This window comes from Peribacillus muralis (genome assembly GCF_001645685.2).
Classification (GTDB): domain Bacteria; phylum Bacillota; class Bacilli; order Bacillales; family DSM-1321; genus Peribacillus; species Peribacillus muralis_A.
On sequence record NZ_CP017080.1, the window covers coordinates 4,504,783 to 4,525,296 of the forward strand.

Sequence of the window (20,514 nt, forward strand, 5' to 3'; positions counted from 1 at the left end):
TACGATTACTGAAGTGATTAAAAACCAATGGATTGGCACTTACGTGAAGTACACACAAATCTTATTGTCGTTGATGGTTTGGATTTCAATATCCATATCATAGATTTCCTTCAATACATCGGAATCAATGACTTGTTCGGTAGGTCCATTATGAACGACCTTCCCATCCTTCAATGCCACGATATAATCGGAGTAGCAGGAAGCAAAATTAATATCATGAATGACGATGATGACCGTTTTCCCCAGTTCATCTGCCAATCTCCTCAAAACCTTCATGATCTGAACGGAATGCTTCATATCCAGATTGTTCAAAGGTTCATCTAGAAGGACATACTCCGTGTTCTGGGCAATGACCATGGCAATGAATGCCCGTTGCTGCTGCCCGCCGCTAAGCTGGTCAAGGAATTTGCCCTGCATTTCGGCAAGCTCCATATATTCAATCGCTTCATCGACATAGCTCCAATCCTCTTCGGTCAGTTTACCTTGTGAATAGGGGAACCGTCCAAATGCTACAAGCTCACGAATCGTTAAACGGATATTGATATGATTTGCCTGCTTTAAGATGGCAATTTTCTTCGCAAGCTCATTGCTTTTGAATGTCTCCATTTCCTTGCCATCAATCAGGACTTCCCCCGAGTCACGGGTAATGAGCCTGCTTATCATCGACAGGACGGTACTTTTCCCTGCACCATTAGGACCGATGAAGGAAGTGATTTTCCCTTTCTTGATTTCAAGGGAAACGTCCTCGACAACTGTCTTATTACCATATTTTTTGAATAAATTTCTCACTTCTACCATGATTTATTCTCCTTTAATAGAAGATAGATGAAATAAACTCCCCCAATGAAGTTGATGATTACACTTAGGGTAGTAGAGAACGTGAAGACCCTCTCTACGATGAATTGACCGCCGACCAAGGCAACGACACTGATCAGCATCGCTCCCGGGATGATATGTTTATGCTGATAGGATTTAATGAATTGATAAGCCACATTCGCCACTAGTAATCCGAGGAACGTGATCGGGCCGATCAGGGCGGTAGAAATGGAAATCAAAATCGTAACGACGATCAAAACCCGTTTCGTGACAAAATCATAATCGACACCCAAGTTTACGGCTTGGTCCCTCCCGAGGGACATCACATCCAAATACTTCAAAAATCTCATGAAATAGATCATTACCGCTATCATGAGGATGATGGCTAAGGTTAAAAGGTCGGTATTGACATTATTGAAGCTGGCGAACATTTTATTTTGGATGATTTGAAATTCATTCGGGTCGATCAATACTTGCATGAATGAAGACATACTGCCGAATAATGTCCCGAAGATGATGCCGATAAGCAATAAGAAGTAAATATTGCGGTCTTTCTTGAACATGAATTTGAACAACAAGCTAGAGAATATAAGCATTGCAATCAACGTCACCAGGAAATTGAGATTTTTATTCAGGATCAGAATATGCGTTGAGCCGAATAGGAAAATCACTCCCGTTTGGATCAGCATATACATGGAGTCCAATCCCAAAATGCTTGGTGTCAGGATTTTATTATTCGTAACCGTCTGGAATATCACGGTTGAAAAGGCGATGGCACAGCCGACCACGATAATGGCGATGATTTTGATGATTCTTCTCGGAAGTGCATAATCCCAATTCGGACCAAGATCCCAAAAGATATACCCTGCCGTCAAAATCGCGGCAAGAACAGCTAATATCATGATTTTACTTTTATTATTCATATGCCTTTCTCCTCAATATCAGATAGATGAATATGGCGCTTCCTATCACACCCACCACAAGACCGATCGGGATTTCGAATGGATAGATGATGATCCTGCCCAATATATCGCAGATCAATAGGAACACGGCCCCTAGCAAAGCTGTATGAGAAAGGCTCTTTTTCAAATTATCACCAAGGTAGAGGGATACGATATTCGGTACGATCAAGCCTATGAAAGGTATGGTCCCCACCGTCAGCAAAACGACAGTCGAGGATAAGGCCACAATGACCAAGCCGAAGTTGACGACGAATTTATAATTGAGCCCCAGGTTGATGGCAAATTCCTCACCCATTCCTGCAACCGTGAATTTATTGGCAAAGAAGTATGCGAGAATGACTAATGGGATACTAACGTATATAAGTTCGTACCTCCCCGACATGATCATCGAGAAGTCACCATTCATCCAGGTGTTGAGGCTTTGGATCAAGTCATATTTATAAGCGAAGAATGTCGAGATCGATCCGACGATGTTGCCGAACATCAGGCCGACCAATGGAATGAAAATCGTGTCCTTATATTTAACTTGATCAAGGATTTTCATGAACAGGAATGTACCTGCCAAAGCGAATATGAAAGCGAATGCCATTTTCTCGATAAGGGCGGCTGATGGAAAGATGATAAGGGCAAGAAGAAGGCCGAGCCTTGCAGAATCCATCGTACCTGCAGTCGTAGGAGATACAAATTTATTGCGGCTCAGCTGCTGCATGATCAGTCCGCTTATGCTCATCACCACTCCGGCAATGATAATGGTCACCATTCTGGGAAAGCGGCTTTGGAGCATGATTTGCACTTTATCATCGGATAAGTCCAATAAATCGAGGGGGGTGATATCCTTCACGCCAATGAACAGTGAAGTAAAGGACAATATGACTAAAGAAATAACTAAATATCTTAACTTCATTTACAATTCCTACTCTTCCTATCTCAGTGAATACAGCGATAATATTTTTAACTAAAAATATATGAATACAGACTATTAGGCAATCCATTAGTCACAAAAGACTTCTATGTATATTATTTTATTTATGATAATGAGATTCATTATCAATATCACAATTACCCTTATTCTAACACTTCTAAAATATGTGTCAATGTTTACAGGGGAAATACTTTATTTAAATAAAGCTAGTCACATTGTAATGACCTTGGATAATTAACCCATGCTTTTATCTTTTGGAAGTGATAAACTCTACATAACAAATATTTACTCTTCTAATGAAAGAAGCGATATGATGAAAACCTTCCTTTCAAAACTGTTCACCAAAAAAGGCAAAATCCAGATAGAATTTTGCCAAAATACCCTTGATCGCCACTTAAATGAACAAACGATTGCTGAGTATGGGAAGTTCCTGGAGAATCCACGGGTTCAATATAAGGAATATGAATGTTTAAGCGAATGTAAGCTATGTAAGGAAGTCCCCTATGCAAAAGTGAACGGACAAATCATGCATGGAAAGGATTCACATGACCTTTTGAACCAATTGCAGGAAGCTTTAAAATAAATGCGGGTCAAGCTAACGGCTGATCCGCATTTTCTTCATTTCCAGCTTGGTACCAACCAGTCGAGCTTTACACTGCAGCCGTACGATCATGTAAGGCATAAGGCGGTAAATGGGCCGGAACCTACTGGGCTGCAAGCCTAGGAATATCCTTATTATTCTAGTAAATCCTTCCTGTTTTTCACAATTACTCTCTTTTACACTATATAACTAGTGAAAAATATGATAATTTATGGAAAAAGATAAATGAGGAGGACCTCCGTGAAAAAAATCATTCCAACCATCCTATCAGCCGTCACTCTAGGTCTTGTCACTGGTATGCCCGGCCAAAGCCCTGTTGCCGAGGCAGAAGAATTCACCCCTTATTATGGAAATGGCCCAAGCTATATTCAACCTGATAATCTCTCCCATCTTTTTCCCGAACCTGCCGTATCCTTCAAGACCCCTGCCTTTAAGCGAGACAAGATTGCCTTTACAAGCCAAGAAGAAATGGTTGGCTTCATCAAGTCCCTCTCCGGTAAAAATAAGAACATTCATATCAAGACGATAGGAAAATCCACAGAGGGGCGTGATATCCCGATGTTGCTTTTCAGCAAGGATTCCCAAAAACCGGGGAAGAATAGCCATAAACCATTAATTTGGGTCCAAGGTCAAATCCATGGGAATGAACCGGCCGCAGGTGAATCGACCCTAGTCCTTGCCCAATGGCTGGCAGAAGGCAAGCTTGGTGATGTCCTAGATAAAGTGAATATAGCCATCGTTCCACGAGTCAATCCCGATGGATCGTATTATTTCAAACGATACACCTCCAATGATATGGATGCGAATCGAGATTATTTAAAAGTGGAATATCCTGAAGTACGGAACATTCATCAGGCAATCGATGATTATGAGCCTGAAGTCATTCTCGATGTACATGAATATACAGTCAATCCCGCTCCCCTAAATAAGGTAGGCGCAAACGGCTCGATTTCTTCCTATGACTTACTCATCTCCTCAGCCAAGAATTTAAATATTCCGGAGGCGCTTCGAAAAGCTTCAGATGAACTGCTTTTACCGGATGTTTTTAAAACCTTGAAAAAGGAAAAGCTCTCCTATCACGATTACTATACACTTGCTACCTCCGATGCCGGCGTCCTTACCGCGACTGAAGGAAGCACCGAAGCCCGCATCGGCAGAAACGCCCTCGGCTTGAAAAATACGATGACCTATTTAATTGAAACAAGGGGTATCAATATCGCCCGTACAGATTTTAAACGGCGGGTATTTGCCCAGGCCATGGCACAGGCTGCATTCATTAAAACAGCCGCCGAACAAGCACGTACCGTAAAAAAAGTGGTGAAACAGGCAGAGCATGAAATCGTCGAAAAAGGAAGAAAGGCTAATGATAAGGACAAGGTTGTCATTACAAGCGAGAATAAGCTAATCAGGAATCAAAGGCTTACAGTCGTCGATTTAGCGAAAGGCAAATTGGTCAATACCCAGATCGATTGGCTGGATTCTACCGATGCCTACCCTACCCTTGTCAGGAATCGCCCGACAGCCTACATCCTTCCGCCTGAATATAAAGATATCGCCAAGAAACTTCAGCTATTGGGTGTAGAGGTGAAAAAATTAAAAAAACCGATGAAAATATCAGTTGAAGGCTATAAAGTCAAGGATGTAAAAGTATCTCCAGAACTGGAAAGCGGACATAGCACAAGGGAAGTCACGACCGACATAACGACGAAGAAACGCGATTTCCCGAAAGGCAGCTATGTATTCGACATGGCCCAGGCCGATGCCAATTTCATCTCCCTTGCCCTCGAGCCTGAGGGGATAGACAGTTATGTGACATTCCATTTCATTCCTGCCGAAAAGGGGAAGGAACTTCCGATTTACCGCTATATGCACCAAACCTCGTTACCTGCTAAATGATTTATCCTGTTTATTTTAAAAAACGCTTTGGCTGATTTTATCGCCAAGGCGTTTTCTGTTTTCACGAATGCACTGGTAACTTCCGAATATATATTATAAATCAGAAAGTGTTTTAAGGGGGATCATCTTTGAACCAAAAAGTACAAGGGGAAATAAACCGGCTTATCCATCATTTGAAAAGGGACCAATCCGCTGACGGCTCTTGGAATTACCCATTTGATACCGGGATAACTGCAGATGCCTACATGATTATCTTATTAAAACTTCTCGATATGGAAGATCCTCCTCTTATAGAGGCTTTAGTAAAACGAATCGAAAGCAGGCAAACCGATAACGGTTCATGGAAGCTTTTCCAAGATGAGCTGGATGGGAATGTTACGGTGACGATCGAGGCATATTATGGTCTGCTTTATAGCGGCCTCCGAACTAAGCACGATGACCATATGAGGAAAGCGAAGCAATTCATTCTTTCCAAGGGCGGAATCAAGCAAGCCAAGGTGTTGACGAAAATGATGCTAGCGGTCACCGGGCAATATAAATGGCCGCGCTTATTCCCCATTCCTCTCGAAGCCGTCTTACTGCCGCCAACCTTTTTCGTCAGCATCTATGATCTTTCCGTATATGGAAGGGTCAACATGATCCCCATCCTGCTACTTGGTCATAAAAGGTTTCAGGCCAGGAGCTCCAACGCTCCCAGTTTAAAAGATTTGTTCCTGACGAGGGAGGAACGTTCAGAGGAACATGCTTGGGATGAATATCGGACAGATGAATATCGCTCATTCTTCTCCAACATTCAATCCGGTGTCAAAACATTGATCGGGTTTCCCGATTACTTGCATTCCCTGGCCTTGGATTCAACGAAGCGGTATATGCTCGACAGGCTTGAACCAGACGGAACGCTTTATAATTATTTCGGCTCCACCTTCTTCATGATCTTTGCACTCCTTTCGATTGGATATCCGAAAAACGATCCGGTGATCGTCAAGGCAGTGGCCGGTTTGAAGGGGATGGCCTGTTTCGCCGACGGACAGACGCATATCCAGTTTACGACGCCCCATGTTTGGAATACCTCCCTGATCAGCTATGCGCTTCAAGAAGCGGGCATCCCCTATGAAGACGGGACCGTTCATGCCGCCAATCAATATTTGCTTTCGCGCCAGCATTACATGTATGGAGATTGGTTGATTCATAATCCTGATGCGATCCCAGGGGGCTGGGGATTTTCCGATTTGAATACGATGAACCCGGATGTGGATGATACGACTGCCACGCTGCGGGCGCTCGCTAATCAAATTCGTGAAGCAACGGATAAACGGGATAGCTGGCAGCGCGGCGTCTCCTTCACCGTCTCCATGCAAAATGACGATGGCGGATTTCCTGCCTTCGAGCGCAATAACGACCATAAATGGCTCCAGCTTCTGCCTCTAGAAGGTTCCAAATATCTCCTGACCGACCCTTCGACTGCTGATTTAACGGGGAGAACGCTTGAATTTCTAGGAAACTATACAAACTTGAAGAAGCCCGAGGAAGTCAGCAAACGAGCGGTTGACTGGCTACTGCAAGACCAGAAGCGGGATGGGTCGTGGTATGGACGCTGGGGAATCTGCTATCTATACGGCACATGGTCTGCCCTTACTGGCCTGAAGGCAGCAGGGCAATCCAGCGAGCATCCGTCCATCCGAAAAGCGGCAGCCTGGTTGAAGAAAATCCAAAATAAAGATGGCGGCTGGGGTGAATCCTGCTACAGTGACATCAAGGAACGGTATATCCCGCTAGGTGCCAGTACACTGACCCATACGGCCTGGGCGGTGGATGCGTTGATCTCCGTATCCGAGGAGCCGACAGAAGAAATAGAAAAGGGCATCGCCTATCTGATCCGTTTCGGTGAAGCCGGCAGCTGGACCGATGATTATCCTACTGGTCAGGCAATGGCAGATTTTTTGTATATACACTACCATAGCTATCGTTATATCTATCCGCTTTTAGCTTTAAGTCACTACAAAAACAAATTCCTGAATGCTTAATCGTCCCTTCTGCTTGTTGGCATGTTGAATATGTGGATTACCTGTGGAAAAGGGCGGGATATATCAGAAATGTTATCCACAATCCACGGTTATCCACATCAGTTTGTCCGTAACATGACAAAATCGGCAATTATTGTTGATTACTCCATGCCGAAACTGTGCGTAACACCATTTTCGAATTGTTTTTTTCACGATATGTGGATAGTTTGGGGAAGGTTAATCATTTTTCCGTGAACACGGTATCCAATTTATCGCTATAGAATTCAATCGCCTTTGCATACGATTGAATGTCGTGGTCATTCGAGGTTTCCGCTATGATTTTCAATAAAGACTCCATGGCTTGATTGTGCTGCCCCAAATTATAAAAGGCCATCGCCCTGAATACCGATAACGCCTTATCATCAGGAAACTTTTCCAGACCCGCCTCCAAGGTCCGTTTTGCTTGCTCGTATTTCCCGAGGGTGCGAAATGTACTTCCCAATCCTAGGTAAGCACCCTTTGCTTCCTCATCCGGCAATCCCAATTCGATGGCCGCTTCATAGTGAGGCACCGCTTCCTCCTCAAGTCCCAGGATATCCAAGCTCCAGGCACATTGATATCGAATGGTTGCATCCCCGGGATCTCGCTTCGCCAGCTCCTGCAATACTTGCTTCGATTGTTCATATTCGTTGTTTGCTCTCAAGGACAGTGCCCTCGCTAAACCTTCCATCCGACATCCCTCCATTAAATGAAAATGCTTCCCCCCTCATTCGATAGGCACACCAGCATTTCCTGCTTCATTCTTCAAAAAACGTCCGTGTAAACAAGAATATGAAATTCCTATTACCCACAGTTTACGCTGGTTCATACTTTAACCCGTTCCATTGAATACGTATTCCTATAGAAATCTCGTATCTTTCAAACGAGAGTTTCACACCCTCCTAAGTGGAAAGTGCAAACAATAAAAAGTAAAAGACATCTCCACAACCGTAGGAGATGCCTTTTTAAGGCGGCAATCGGGATCGAACCGATGATGGAGGTTTTGCAGACCTGTGCCTTACCACTTGGCTATGCCGCCGTATCAACTTAGAAATAATAAAAGATACGACCTTACCTTAAGTTATGTCTCCCAATCATAAATGTGAATAAAAGATTATATAACCTTAAAAATATTCCTTGCGCGGCTAAATCTTTATAACACATAAAGGTTATTTACTGGAAAATTGAAGGAAGTTATAATGGGTTTGTAAAATGTAGATTATTTCAGGAGGACGAACCTTGCTTTCTTTCAAGAAAACCATTGTAGGTCTTATTGTAATCTAGCTGCTTGTGACTACGGACAAGTTCAAAAAAATGACATAATTATACCGAGCCAAATGAAGCACCCGTCACTTTTAAAAAAAACAGATAGTATCCCATTCAATTTCAATCCTGAATATGAATGGGGAAATTAACCGACTGCAGTGACATGCATCTAATGATGTATAAAAACCCATCAAAACGATGGGTAATGAAGTCTTCTTTTATTTTCAAACACAGTGCAATGGAACGGAAGGCGCGAGACTCCTGCGGGATATGCGGTCCTGGGCAGACACCGCAGGCGCAAACGCCGAGGAGGCTTCCCGGACCGCCCGCGGAAAGCGAGCGACTGCAGTGTAATGGAACGGATTCTCCAACCTGCGTGACATCTGTATCCCACCTTCATTTTCACACAGAGTGCAATGAAACGAATAATGTACAAATCTCCGAAAACGATGGGTAATGGAGTCTAATTTCACTTTCAAGCACAGTGACATGGAACGGTCAACGTACAAATCATCAAAACGATGGGTAAGGGAGTCTTCTTTTATTTTCAAGCACAGTGCAATGGAACGGAAGGCGCGAGACTCCTGCGGGAGTGCGCGTCCTGGGCAGACACCGCAGGCGCAAACGCCGAGGAGGCTTCCCGGACCGCCCGCGGAAAGCGAGCGACTGCAGTGCAATGGAACGGTCAACGTACAAATCCTCCAAAACGATGGGTAAGGGAGTCCACTCTCATTTTCACGCAAAGTGAAATGAAACAGTCTGTCTATATACTGGAACCCGAGCAACCGAGGTCTAAAAAACAGCCAATGAACATAAAAAAAGCCTCGGAATGAAATCATTCCGAAGCTTTGAGCCTGCGAATGGCAGGAATCGTTTTATTGTTTAATCGTCCAACTCGGTTTTCAAAACTTTCCCCGTCATTGCATCGACTGCTACATCATACTCTTTTTTATCTTGTTTGATCTCCAATTCATAAACAAGGCCGCCATCCTCCGAATCCAATTCTGCATCCGTCACTTGGCCGTCCACCTTTTTCAAGGCAATCTTTTCAGCTTCCTCCATGCTCACTTTTGCTTTGTCCACCGCTTGCTGCGTGCTCATTTCTTCATCGTCATCATCTTCGGTCTCCTGAGAAAGAATCTCCCCTTTTTCAGCATCGACATCTACATCTTGATAGCCATCCTTCGTTTTGACGGTCATTTCATAGGTCGTTGGCTGATCCCAATCCTTCTCGAATTGAATAACCTCCCCGCCTAGCTTATCCGAAATCATCTTGACAGCCTCATCCTCCGATAGTGCACCTTTGTTGACTGCGTATACAGCCGTTCCGGCGGCTCCGCCAAATAGCAATACCGTGGCTGCGGATACTGTCATGATCATCTTTTTCCTTTGAATGATACCTTCCTTTATCGTGCTCCACTGCTTTTTCATGAATGATTTCCTCCTTTAATTTGTTACCTTAAGAATAACCATCCTTCATGAAACGAGCATGAGTGCTAGATTAGAATTTGATGAGAAAGGATGATTGTCACCACAGTCCCCTCTCCCACCTTACTTTGGATGCCCAATTTACCATCAAATGACTCGACTAGCGATCGAGCGATGGAAAGCCCGAGACCGTTGCCTCCGGTTTTCCTTGCTCTCGACGAATCGACGCGATAGAAACGTTCGAATACATGCGGGAGATGTTCTGGCGATATTCCTGGACCTCGGTCTTTCACGCTGATGAAAATTTCATCCATCTGCCGTTTTATTACGACCTGTATATCGGCATCACTATATTTCATCGCGTTGTCGAGAAGAATGACCAGCACCTGTTCAAGCTTATGGGGAATGGTCATTGCATATATTTCCTTATCCTCGGATTGCAGCTTTATGTCACGCTTGCCCGTTCGCCTAAACGTCTGGGCCATTTGTTCACAAAATGAAATAAGCTCGATTTCTTCCTCCATATCGGCAGAAGGTCCCGATTGGGAAGCGGCCTGCAGCAAATGCTCTGTCAGCTGCTTCATCCGGATCGCCTCATGATGGATCGCCTCCACCGCCTCCTCCTGAATTGCCGCATCCTTCATTCCCCAGCGTTTCAATAAAGAGGAGTAGCTTTCAATGACCGTGATCGGCGTCTTCAATTCATGTGAAGCATCCGAGAGGAATTGCTGCTGTTGGTCATGATTTCGCTCCAGCCTGCCAATCATGCGGTTGAATGATTCACCCATTACCTCCAGCTCGTCCTTGGACTGTCCTGATAGCGGTATCCGTTTGAATTCACCACTCTTTTCGATATCCAACATCGTTCCGCTCATGACCGAAATCGGTTTGAGAATCAGCTTCGCCAGCCACTTGCCGGCAAGTGCCGATAACAGAATGACAAAAAGGGAAGACCCGCCCAATACGAGGGCAAGGGTCGATAAATGATCAAGGAGGGTGTCCTGCGGCTGGGTGATCTCGATCATTCCCAGCTTCTTTCCTTCATCTGGATAAGGATGGCGGTAGGTCAGTACATATTCCCCGTCAATCTTGGTAAAATCATATCCTTTCTCCCTAACCGACCGAGCCCCAAGCGCCAGGAGATCTTCGTCATCTGCAAACGAATTTACCACGCTTCCATCGGTTCCGAATATACGCACCATCGCGTCATCGGGCGTATAAGCCTCCAATAAACCGGCATCACCGGCTGCCAATTCTTTGTCCACGATGTTTTCTTCAATCAACGAAGCTTGATCTTCAAGCAGATCTTCTTCCCTTTCCACGGATATCCAAAGAAAAGCCAATAAAACGATAACGCTCAATAAAATAAGCATGATGCTTAAAAAGAGGCTGGAATACAATTGAATTTTCGCAGAAATCTTCATAAAGGCTCCTTCAAGCTATAGCCCACCCCGCGATACGTATGTATGAGCTGCATATCAAAGGGATAATCTATTTTTTTGCGTAAATATCGGATATAAACATCCACCACATTCGTATCGCCTACGAAGTCATATCCCCAAACCTGGGAAAGGATTTGGTCCCTTGACAGAACTTGATTTTTATTATGCAAAAGATATACAAGCAAATCGAATTCGCGGGAAGTCAGCTCGATCCTTTTACCCTGCCTGAGGATATCCCTTGTGCCGAGGTTCAATTTCAGATCATGGATCGTAAGTTCATCCGCATTTCCTTCTGCCTGACCCTTCTGGACACTGGTACGAAAACAAGCACGGATCCGTGCCAGCAGCTCTTCGATTTCAAACGGCTTTGTCACGTAATCATTCGCTCCATGGTCAAGACCATTGACCTTATCCGGCACGGCATCCCTGGCAGTTAAAAGGATGACTGGTGTGGAGATATTTTTCTTCCGATAACGCCTAAGCACTTCTATCCCATTCAGCTCCGGCAGCATCACATCCAATAAGATTAAGTCCCACTCCTCACTTTCCGCTCTCTCCAAGCCTGTTTTCCCGTTAAAGGCCGATTCCGTCCGATATCCTTCATAGTTCAGTTCAAGCTGGAGAACCCTTGCGATTTTTTCTTCATCTTCTATAATTAAAATCCTTTTATTCATCGTTACGACCACCTCCCCCTTAGTGTACTGAAGAAAAATGAAAATATCATGAGAATCTCATGAAAAGGATAATAAAAAGGACCGGATGTGAAACACATCCGCCCCTTTTCATTTTCCTACCCAATGTTGATCAAGGAATTCATCACGCCCCGATTTCGCTCGATCGGCCTTATACTCTTCTTTGTTTTTCTTATGGTAGCCTTGATGGTAGTCCTCGGCAGGATAAAAGGTTTGGGCCGGAAGGATTTCGGTCACGATCGGTTTGGTGAATTTCCCGCTAGATGCTACCTTCTCCTTCGCTTCAATGGCCAGCTTCTCTTGTGCCTCATCATGAAAGAAGATGGCTGTGCGGTACTGGCTCCCCCTGTCATGGAATTGACCGCCGTCATCGGTTGGATCAATCTGCTGCCAATACAGTTCGAGCAGCCGTTCATATGGAAATAATTGAGGATCGAACGTGATTTCCACGACCTCGTAATGTCCCGTAGCTCCCGTCTTCACTTCCTCATAAGTCGGGTTTTCCATATGCCCCCCCGTATAACCGGATACGATCCCACCGATTCCAGGTTGTTCTTCAAATGGTGTTACCATGCACCAAAAACACCCTCCAGCAAATGTTGCTTTTTGCATACTGGTCATCTCCTATCCTATATGTAATAAAAATCAATATACCATACTTCAATCATGACCCTATATTTTCGGACCCCACAAAGAGGAAATACTGTCGGCCCATCCTAATTCAATCTTTAGACCAGCCCTTTTCCTTGAACCTGACGATCGCCTCCACGCGATTGCTTACATCGAGCTTGTCGAGGATGACCGAGATATAATTACGGACCGTGCCGTTCGTTAAATAAAGCTGGCTGGCAATTTCCTTCGTATTCTTGCCATCGGCAATCAGTTTGAGCACCTGACACTCCCGTTCAGTCAGAGGGTTCTCCTCCTCGAACGCCATATCGACGAGCTCCGGGGCATAAATGCGCCGGCCATCCATGATGACCCGGATGGAGTTTGCCAGCTCCTCACTTGGGCTATCCTTCAGCAAATAGCCGCCGACCTCAGCCTTTCTCGCCCTTTCGAAATAGCCAGGCCGCGCAAACGTTGTCAAAATGATGACCTTGCATTGATTGCCCTCATTCTTGATCTCTTCCGCTACATCCAGTCCGGTTTTTACCGGCATCTCAATATCCGTAATGCATATATCGGGCTTTAAACTTTTGACGAGCTTCATTGCTTCTTCCCCGTTGCTCGCTTTTCCGACAACCTCCATATCCTCTTCCAAATCGAGGATGGAGCCTAGCGCACCGAGCAGCATTCGCTGGTCTTCGGCAATTACGATTCGAATCATCGCCAACCACTCCTAATCATTATTTTTTATGGCATTCGGCACCCTGATATACAGTGTCGTTCCATCAGTCGATTGAATATCCAGGCTGCCGTTCACGAATTCAAGCCTCTCCTTCATCCCTTGAAGACCATTGCCTTTATAAAACTCCGATTTATGTGAAAGTCCCACTCCATTATCTTCGACCTTGATCGTCACATCTGTCTGTAATTCCTCTATTACGATATGACAGGAGTCGGCATGGCTATGTTTGACGATATTGGTCACGGCTTCCTTCAAGCACATGCTTAATACCGTTTCAACAAGCAAAGGGGTATCTTGCAATTCCGTCGTGCCTTCCAAACTGAATTCTATCTCTGCGGCCTTCAATATTTGCTGGACCCGGATGATTTCATCACTCAGCTTGGCCCCGCGCATTTCCGATACCATTTCCCGTACTTCCTTGAGTGCCGTTCTCGCCGTTTGCCGGATGTCCCTGATTTCTTTCTTGGCCGATTCCGGTTTTATATCGATCAATTTTCCTGCGAGATCGCTTTTCAAGCCAATCAATGAAAGCTTTTGTCCTAGCGTATCATGTAAGTCCCGGGCAATCCGCTGACGTTCCTCTATCTTGCCCAGCTCTGATATTCGTTTGTGCGCATCTTCCAATTGTTCTTCCAGTCTATCCCGTTTATTGCGATTATACGTATTGAATGGAAGAAGGATCACACCCACTACACAAATGAGCATGAAGGGAAACTGTGAAAAGAAGGTCGGGTCCTTCATGATGAAGCCAATATTGACGGAAACGATGGCAGCTAAGAGCTGAATGGAATATAAAACGAAAAAGCCAACCTTATTTTGAACATTGCCAATAAAAAAGGCCAAAAAAAGGGAAAAGTAAATATAGCCGAAAAAAATGGTCATTGATATCGAGATGATGATTTGCATCGCCGTCCACACGTATACGGGCCAACCCTTAGATACGAATGAGAGACCATAAGAAATGAAAAACAAAATGATCATGACGATCCCAAAGACAATCTCCAGCATCGATGAAGATTTGAAAATGAAATAAAAAGGGAGGATACAAAAAATGATCCAGACATAAGGGCTTAGCCCCGTATTCTTCGGAAAGATATGATACCAACTTTGCATGGCGCCGCCTCTAATTCTTTTATTCCTAGTATATACTAAGAAGTTTCATCAAAAAACCATCCAATGGAATTCGAATGGTTTTTTGAGTGCGATTTAATTTTCTTGGGACGCTGCTTGATCTAAAACATCTTGTTTTCCCCGTCATGCAGTCAAAAACGAAACATTTTCAAGCTCGATCCGAGGGTGATTGTCGTTGCCTGCTGCAAAGGCACTTGAATATTGGATGCATCATTCAGTGACTTTTTCGTGAAAAGCAGGTCCTGCTAGAATAGTATTTTCGATAGATATACGACCAATGTTACCGTTATGCTGCTGAATAAGGTGGACATCAGGACAGCCTGTGCCGCATACTCCGGGTGGTTATCATACTCCAATGCGAATAAGGCGCTGTTTCTTGAGGTCGGAAAGGAGCTTGCGATGAATAGCCCTTGGGCGACAGTCCCCTCCAAGCCCAGCATGAGGATGATCACGAACGCGATGGCTGGAGAAAGGATCAACCGTCCGATCAAGCTAAGGACAAGCGGAAGCGGGAAATGCGTGATTTTCAAGTAGGCGCTCTGTGCACCCAAGGTAATCAGGGCGATGGCTATGAATGCACTGGCGATATTATCGATAGGGGTCCATAAAAACAAAGGGATATCAAAGGACGCAGCCTGTAATATAAACCCAAGTAAGAGCGCATAAATGATAGGATTTTTCAAAAATTCACGAATGGCTCCCTTTGCACTTTTTGTATGGACCGAAACGGAATTCATCAATCCATATGTATAGCTCAACAGGTTTTGAAATATGATCACGATGATTTGGATTGACAAGCCAAGGGGATTCCCATGAAAAACCATCTGGCTGACCGGCAGCCCGAAATTGGCTGAATTATTCAGAACCACACTATTTTTGAACGTGGCAGCGAGACTTTGGTCAAACCCGGCAAGCTTGGCAACCACGGTACTCACCAAGATGAGGCTTATCGCTTGCAGCGCGAGGAAGCTAAATATTTGGGCAACCATTCCCCCGCCGATATCGCTTTGATAAATATTGACAAAGCTAATCGCCGGCATGAGCAGAAAGTGATTCAATTTCGATAATGTATTCATATCGAGCTTGAATCTACGATGAAGAATGGCTCCAGCCCCTATCAGGAAAAAGACCGGGACAATGACATTCAATACGATCAGAAACAGGACACTCACATGACTTCCTCTCCATTTCTTAGGCTGATTCCTGTTGATTGGTATCTCCCTTCCATCATAGCCCTGTATAATCCATAATTAAAATACCAATAAATTATTGATATCCATTCAAAAAAAGAATGACAAAAAAGCACAGAATTTTCTGCGCCTCCTTATAGATCCGTCATGAAATCGATGCCTTCGACGAATTCGACAAACTCTTTCACCAGCTTTAATTCGAGTGACTTTTCATGATATAACATCCACGTATTCCGGATAAGCGGGTTTCCTAGCTCATCCCTGAGGTCCAGCTGCCTTAGGGTTGGGTCATGCTCCAATAATACACTAGGCAGGATTCCATACCCCAGCCCATTTTTGACCATTTCCTTGCATGTATCCCCCTTGTCCACCGCCATTCCCACTAATGGCGGACCTTGAAAATTATTCCTCCACCAATCATCGATCATCGTTTTCAGAAGTGCATCGGTCGTGTAATCGATTCTCGGCAATGATGGCAGGTCCCCGACTTCGATTTTCTCCTTGGAAGCAATGCAAATCGTTTCCTCAAAAAGATGATGCTTCGCCCCGGACCACTGATAATCGCCCCGGACGATTCCGACGTGGACTTCTTCCTTGTAAATGAGATTCAGTACCTCCTTGCTCCAGCCTGTAGTCACATGAAAATCCACCTTCGGATATCGCTCACGAAATCTTTTCAGCAATCCTGGCAGCTTATGCAGCGTAATGTAATTGGAAACGCCCAACCGTAATGATCCACTGATCTCCTGTCCCATATTGAACGCCGTCTCTTTGATTTGCCGCAGCCTGATCAGCATCTCATCAGCACAAATGGCCAAGTATTCCCCCTGAGGGGTGAACTGCACTCCCCTCGTTCCTCGCTCGACAATCTTCAAATTGAATTCCTTCTCCATCTGCTGGATCCTTTTCGTTAAAGAAGGCTGTGAGATATATAAGCTTTGCGCCGTTTTAGTGATATTCTTGTGCTCATGCAGAACCTTTAAAATATGCCAATCCCTTTCATTCATGGACCTTCCCCCGATACATTCATCCGTTGTTCACTTTTTCAAGTAGATATATTCCCTACATACAAAAAAAAACCGGCAAGGACTTTTTCCAGTCATTCATCGAATATGATTCTCTTACGGGGCTATGTAAATCCCTTTAATGCACATTAAACTTCCCCGCTATTTCTTTGTCGAAAACAAATACCGAGATTGCTATATTTTCTTCCACTTTAATATCAGAAAACAAATGAACAAGCTTGGCTCCCACCAGTTTTTCCATTCCATCGGGAGGATTCACGGTGTATACATCCTGAATCATTTTGGTTCGTGCAGAGTGAACCATATCCCTGCCTTCCTCTGTGCTGGATATGAATATTTCCGTCGGGGTTAAATTCCCATACAATGTGGTGACGGCCATATTTTCAACGAAAACAGTATGAATCCGTTCCGGGCCTTTCCCGAATAGTTCCTTACGCAGCTTACGGATCATGTCATTAAATTCATGAATGACCTTTGACATCATGCACTCACTCCAAATCGCCTTCTTTTTTCCTTATCATAAATCACGAAAGGCAAAAACGAAAGGAATTTTGGGAACGTCCACATCCAAGCAGGATTGTATCTTTTTGTAAATGAAGGTATAATGGCAGTGATGAAAGTTGGTGATGCAATAGTGAATTGTTGCGTATCTTTCTTTTTCATTGCTTATACATAATGGTATGATTGGTATACTGGCAAGTTTTGCTATTAAACTACTCCACCATGACTTACACCATCGTTTTAAAGGCGGAGGTGTGGGCATGGTGGTTTTTTATATGCTTTGGCTAAAAAGGGGGAAGTAGTATGAGCAATTCGACTGGCACATTTAAAATCAATGGCTTGGATTATACGGCAAAAACCGGATTAACGATACTTGAAGTCCTCAATCAAAATGGGATAGCCCATCCCCAGATTTGTTATGTCCCTGAGGTCGATCCGATCCAAACCTGTGATACCTGCATTGTCGAGGTGGATGGGACACTCGTCCGGTCATGTTCGACCGTGGCGGTGAGCGGGATGGATATCACCTTGGACTCAAGCAAGGCTAAGGAAGCCCAGACCGAAGCAATGGATCGGATCCTGGAAAATCACTCCTTATACTGTACGGTTTGTGATAATAATAACGGCAATTGCAAACTTCATAACACGGCAGAGTTAATGGAAATCGAACACCAAAAATATCCTTACACACCGAAAGTGAAATTGGCCGATGTCGATATGTCCCACCCATTTTACCGCTATGATGCCAATCAATGCATCGCCTGCGGACAATGTGTCGAAGTATGCCAGAACCTTCAGGTCAACGAGACTCTATCCATCGACTGGGAAGCGGATCGTCCAAGGGTCATCTGGGATGAAGGCACCGAAATCAACAACTCATCATGTGTTGGGTGCGGACAGTGTGTAACCATTTGTCCATGTAATGCATTAATGGAGAAATCCATGCTTGGTGAAGCTGGGTTCATGTCAGGTATAAAAAACGATTTGCTCGAACCGATGATTGATCTTGTCAAAGAAGTGGAGCCTGGGTACAGCGGGATATTTGCCATTTCGGAAATCGAGGCGGCAATGCGTGAGAAACGGACGAATAAGACAAAAACGGTCTGTACGTTTTGCGGGGTCGGCTGCTCATTCGAGGTCTGGACAAAGGGCCGGAAAATCCTTAAAATCCAACCGACTCATGAAGCCCCCGTCAATGCGATTTCCACATGTGTCAAAGGGAAATTCGGCTGGGATTTTGTAAACTCCGAAAAACGATTAACCAAGCCGCTCATTCGGAAAAATGGCAAATTCGTCGAATCGAGCTGGAATGAAGCATTGGAATTCGTCGCCTCAAGACTCGGGACGATCAAACAACAGCATGGCGGCAACTCCGTAGGCTTCATTTCTTCCTCCAAGATTACGAATGAAGAAAACTATGTGATTCAAAAGCTGGCACGGCAGGTATTCGAGACGAATAACGTCGACAATTGCTCCCGATATTGCCAATCACCTGCTACAGACGGATTGTTCCGTACAGTCGGAATGGGCGGGGATGCCGGAACGATCAAGGATATCGCCGCCGCCGGCCTGGTCATCATCGTCGGGGCGAATCCTGCTGAAGGGCATCCTGTACTGGCGACACGCGTGAAGCGTGCCCATAAGCTTCACGGCCAAAAACTGATTGTGGCGGATATCAGGAAAAATGAAATGGCGGAGCGTTCGGATATTCATATCAGCCCCAAACAAGGAACGGACCAGGTCTGGTTGATGGCGGTTACCAAATATATGATCGATCAAGGCTGGCATGATCGAAAATTCATTGATGAAAATGTGAACTTCTTCGAGGAGTATATAGAAGTACTTGAGAAATACACCCTCGAATATGCAGAAATGCACACAGGGCTTACAAAAGAAGCATTGGTCCAAATAGCAGAAATGATCCGTGATGCCGACGGGACCTGCATTCTTTGGGGAATGGGTGTAACCCAAAACACGGGAGGCTCCGATACGTCTGCCGCCATTTCCAACCTTTTGCTGGCTACAGGAAACTACCGCCGAAACGGAGCCGGGGCCTATCCGCTTCGAGGCCACAACAATGTACAAGGTGCTTGCGATATGGGGACCCTGCCGACATGGCTTCCCGGATACCAGCATATTTCCGATGATGCGGCACGCGCTAAATTCGAAAGTGCTTACGGTGTAAAAATCGATGGCAAACCAGGCATGAACAATATCGAAATGCTTCACGCCATTGAAAAAGGCGACATGAAAGCGATGTACCTTGTCGGTGAAGATATGGCACTTGTCGATTCCGATGCCAACCATGTTCATGACGTATTATCAAGCTTGGATTTCTTCGTGGTACAAGATATTTTCCTTTCCAGAACCGCCCAATATGCAGACGTCGTATTGCCAGGAGTGCCCTCTCTTGAAAAAGACGGAACATTTACCAATACGGAGCGTCGCGTACAGCGTCTATACCAGGCACTGCCTGCTCTAGGAGATGCTAAAGCGGATTGGTGGATCACCCAAGAGATCGCCAATCGGCTAGGGGCGGATTGGAACTACACACACCCTGGTGAAATCTATGATGAAATGGCAAGCCTCTCGCCATTATTCAGCCAAGCCAATTACAGTGCGCTCGAAGGCTGGAACAGCTTTCTCTGGGGCAGCCATGATGGAGCAAGCACGCCGCTTCTTTATGTGGACGGCTTTAACTTCCCTGATAAGAAGGCCCGATTTGCCCTATCCGATTGGGTCGAGCCGGCTCAATTCCCAGCGGAATACGATCTTCATATCAACAACGGGCGGATGCTGGAGCATTTCCATGAAGGAAACATGACGAATAAATCAATTGGAATCCAAGCAAAGGTTCCTGATATTTTCGTTGAAATTTCGCCAAAGCTTGCCAGTGAGCGCAAAGTCGGTGATGGCGGACTCGTTCGCTTAGTCTCACCGTTCGGAGCCGTTAAATTAAAAGTGCTGATCACCGACCGGGTAAAAAACAATGAACTCTTTTTACCGATGAACTCCGTTGACAAAGATTCTGCCATCAACTTCCTGACCGGTCCTATCTATGATCAACGCACAAGCACACCTGCCTACAAACAAACGATGGTCCGCATGGAAGTATTAAGCGCTTGCGGAGACACCCCGCTGCCTGATACGAATCCACGGAACAAAAAACGCCATCCCCAGAATGGTGTCGAGGTTGAACGGAAGTGGGCCCGTTCAGGGTATGTACATTTAACGGAAAAATAAACAAGG

Annotated in this window: 18 protein-coding genes and 1 tRNA gene; 5 read left to right on the forward strand and 14 right to left on the reverse strand. The window is 44.9% G+C overall.

Annotation, left to right across the window (positions count from 1 at the left end; genetic code table 11):
* Positions 1–39: 39 nt before the first annotated feature.
* From ABE28_RS21940 to ABE28_RS21950, 3 genes are read right to left on the reverse strand one after another with little or no spacing between them, the layout of a single operon-like run.
* On the reverse strand, positions 40–798 hold the full coding sequence (locus ABE28_RS21940; protein WP_064467262.1) for an iron ABC transporter ATP-binding protein: 759 nt from the start codon (positions 796–798) through the stop codon (positions 40–42).
* On the reverse strand, positions 792–1,739 hold the full coding sequence (locus ABE28_RS21945) for an iron chelate uptake ABC transporter family permease subunit (RefSeq protein ID WP_064467261.1): 948 nt from the start codon (positions 1,737–1,739) through the stop codon (positions 792–794). The genes ABE28_RS21940 and ABE28_RS21945 overlap by 7 nt, the downstream gene beginning before the upstream one ends.
* Complete coding sequence (locus tag ABE28_RS21950; protein WP_064467260.1) at positions 1,732–2,682, reverse strand: ABC transporter permease; 951 nt, start codon at positions 2,680–2,682, stop codon at positions 1,732–1,734. Before ABE28_RS21950 ends, ABE28_RS21945 begins: the two co-directional genes overlap by 8 nt.
* A 328-nt stretch (positions 2,683–3,010) precedes the next feature.
* Between ABE28_RS21950 and ABE28_RS21955 the strand changes: the two genes are divergently transcribed.
* From ABE28_RS21955 to shc, 4 genes are all read left to right on the forward strand, one after another.
* Positions 3,011–3,283: a DUF1450 domain-containing protein gene (locus ABE28_RS21955; protein WP_167353420.1), complete on the forward strand. Its 273-nt coding sequence runs from the start codon at positions 3,011–3,013 to the stop codon at positions 3,281–3,283.
* Positions 3,284–3,424, forward strand: a complete 141-nt coding sequence (locus tag ABE28_RS25340; RefSeq protein WP_156775881.1) for a hypothetical protein — start codon at positions 3,284–3,286, stop codon at positions 3,422–3,424. It abuts the gene before it with no gap.
* Positions 3,425–3,541: 117 nt separating this feature from the next.
* Positions 3,542–5,197, forward strand: coding sequence for a M14 family metallopeptidase (locus ABE28_RS21960; protein WP_257390662.1), 1,656 nt, complete (start codon positions 3,542–3,544; stop codon positions 5,195–5,197).
* Between the two features lie 128 nt (positions 5,198–5,325).
* On the forward strand, positions 5,326–7,221 hold the full coding sequence (gene shc / locus ABE28_RS21965; RefSeq protein WP_064467258.1) for a squalene--hopene cyclase: 1,896 nt from the start codon (positions 5,326–5,328) through the stop codon (positions 7,219–7,221).
* 220 nt (positions 7,222–7,441) lie between these two features.
* Here shc and ABE28_RS21970 read toward each other — a convergent pair whose 3' ends face one another.
* From ABE28_RS21970 to ABE28_RS22025, 11 genes are all read right to left on the reverse strand, one after another.
* Positions 7,442–7,930, reverse strand: a complete 489-nt coding sequence (locus tag ABE28_RS21970) for a tetratricopeptide repeat protein (RefSeq protein WP_064467257.1) — start codon at positions 7,928–7,930, stop codon at positions 7,442–7,444.
* A gap of 277 nt (positions 7,931–8,207) precedes the next feature.
* Positions 8,208–8,278 (reverse strand) — tRNA-Cys (locus tag ABE28_RS21975).
* Between the two features lie 1,109 nt (positions 8,279–9,387).
* Complete coding sequence (locus tag ABE28_RS21985; protein WP_064467255.1) at positions 9,388–9,936, reverse strand: PepSY domain-containing protein; 549 nt, start codon at positions 9,934–9,936, stop codon at positions 9,388–9,390.
* Between the two features lie 65 nt (positions 9,937–10,001).
* Positions 10,002–11,357 carry a sensor histidine kinase gene (locus tag ABE28_RS21990; protein ID WP_064467254.1) on the reverse strand — a complete coding sequence of 452 codons (1,356 nt, stop codon included), beginning with the start codon at positions 11,355–11,357 and terminating at the stop codon, positions 10,002–10,004.
* Positions 11,354–12,049 carry a response regulator transcription factor gene (locus tag ABE28_RS21995; protein WP_064467253.1) on the reverse strand — a complete coding sequence of 232 codons (696 nt, stop codon included), beginning with the start codon at positions 12,047–12,049 and terminating at the stop codon, positions 11,354–11,356. The genes ABE28_RS21990 and ABE28_RS21995 overlap by 4 nt, the downstream gene beginning before the upstream one ends.
* A gap of 108 nt (positions 12,050–12,157) precedes the next feature.
* On the reverse strand, positions 12,158–12,679 hold the full coding sequence (msrA, locus tag ABE28_RS22000) for a peptide-methionine (S)-S-oxide reductase MsrA (RefSeq protein ID WP_064467252.1): 522 nt from the start codon (positions 12,677–12,679) through the stop codon (positions 12,158–12,160).
* 109 nt (positions 12,680–12,788) lie between these two features.
* Positions 12,789–13,397: a response regulator transcription factor gene (locus tag ABE28_RS22005; RefSeq protein WP_064467251.1), complete on the reverse strand. Its 609-nt coding sequence runs from the start codon at positions 13,395–13,397 to the stop codon at positions 12,789–12,791.
* A 12-nt stretch (positions 13,398–13,409) separates the two neighbouring features.
* On the reverse strand, positions 13,410–14,531 hold the full coding sequence (locus ABE28_RS22010; protein ID WP_064467250.1) for a sensor histidine kinase: 1,122 nt from the start codon (positions 14,529–14,531) through the stop codon (positions 13,410–13,412).
* 263 nt (positions 14,532–14,794) lie between these two features.
* On the reverse strand, positions 14,795–15,721 hold the full coding sequence (locus ABE28_RS22015; protein ID WP_064467249.1) for an AEC family transporter: 927 nt from the start codon (positions 15,719–15,721) through the stop codon (positions 14,795–14,797).
* Positions 15,722–15,873: 152 nt separating this feature from the next.
* The gene (locus ABE28_RS22020; RefSeq protein ID WP_064467248.1) at positions 15,874–16,746 is read right to left on the reverse strand and encodes a LysR family transcriptional regulator; all 873 of its coding nucleotides are present in this window, start codon (positions 16,744–16,746) and stop codon (positions 15,874–15,876) included.
* A gap of 136 nt (positions 16,747–16,882) precedes the next feature.
* On the reverse strand, positions 16,883–17,245 hold the full coding sequence (locus tag ABE28_RS22025) for a Na-translocating system protein MpsC family protein (RefSeq protein ID WP_064467247.1): 363 nt from the start codon (positions 17,243–17,245) through the stop codon (positions 16,883–16,885).
* 323 nt (positions 17,246–17,568) lie between these two features.
* Here ABE28_RS22025 and fdhF point away from each other — a divergent pair, with 323 nt between their 5' ends.
* Entirely contained in the window at positions 17,569–20,508 is a 2,940-nt protein-coding gene (gene fdhF, locus ABE28_RS22030; RefSeq protein WP_064467246.1) for a formate dehydrogenase subunit alpha, read from the forward strand.
* Positions 20,509–20,514 lie beyond the last annotated feature (6 nt).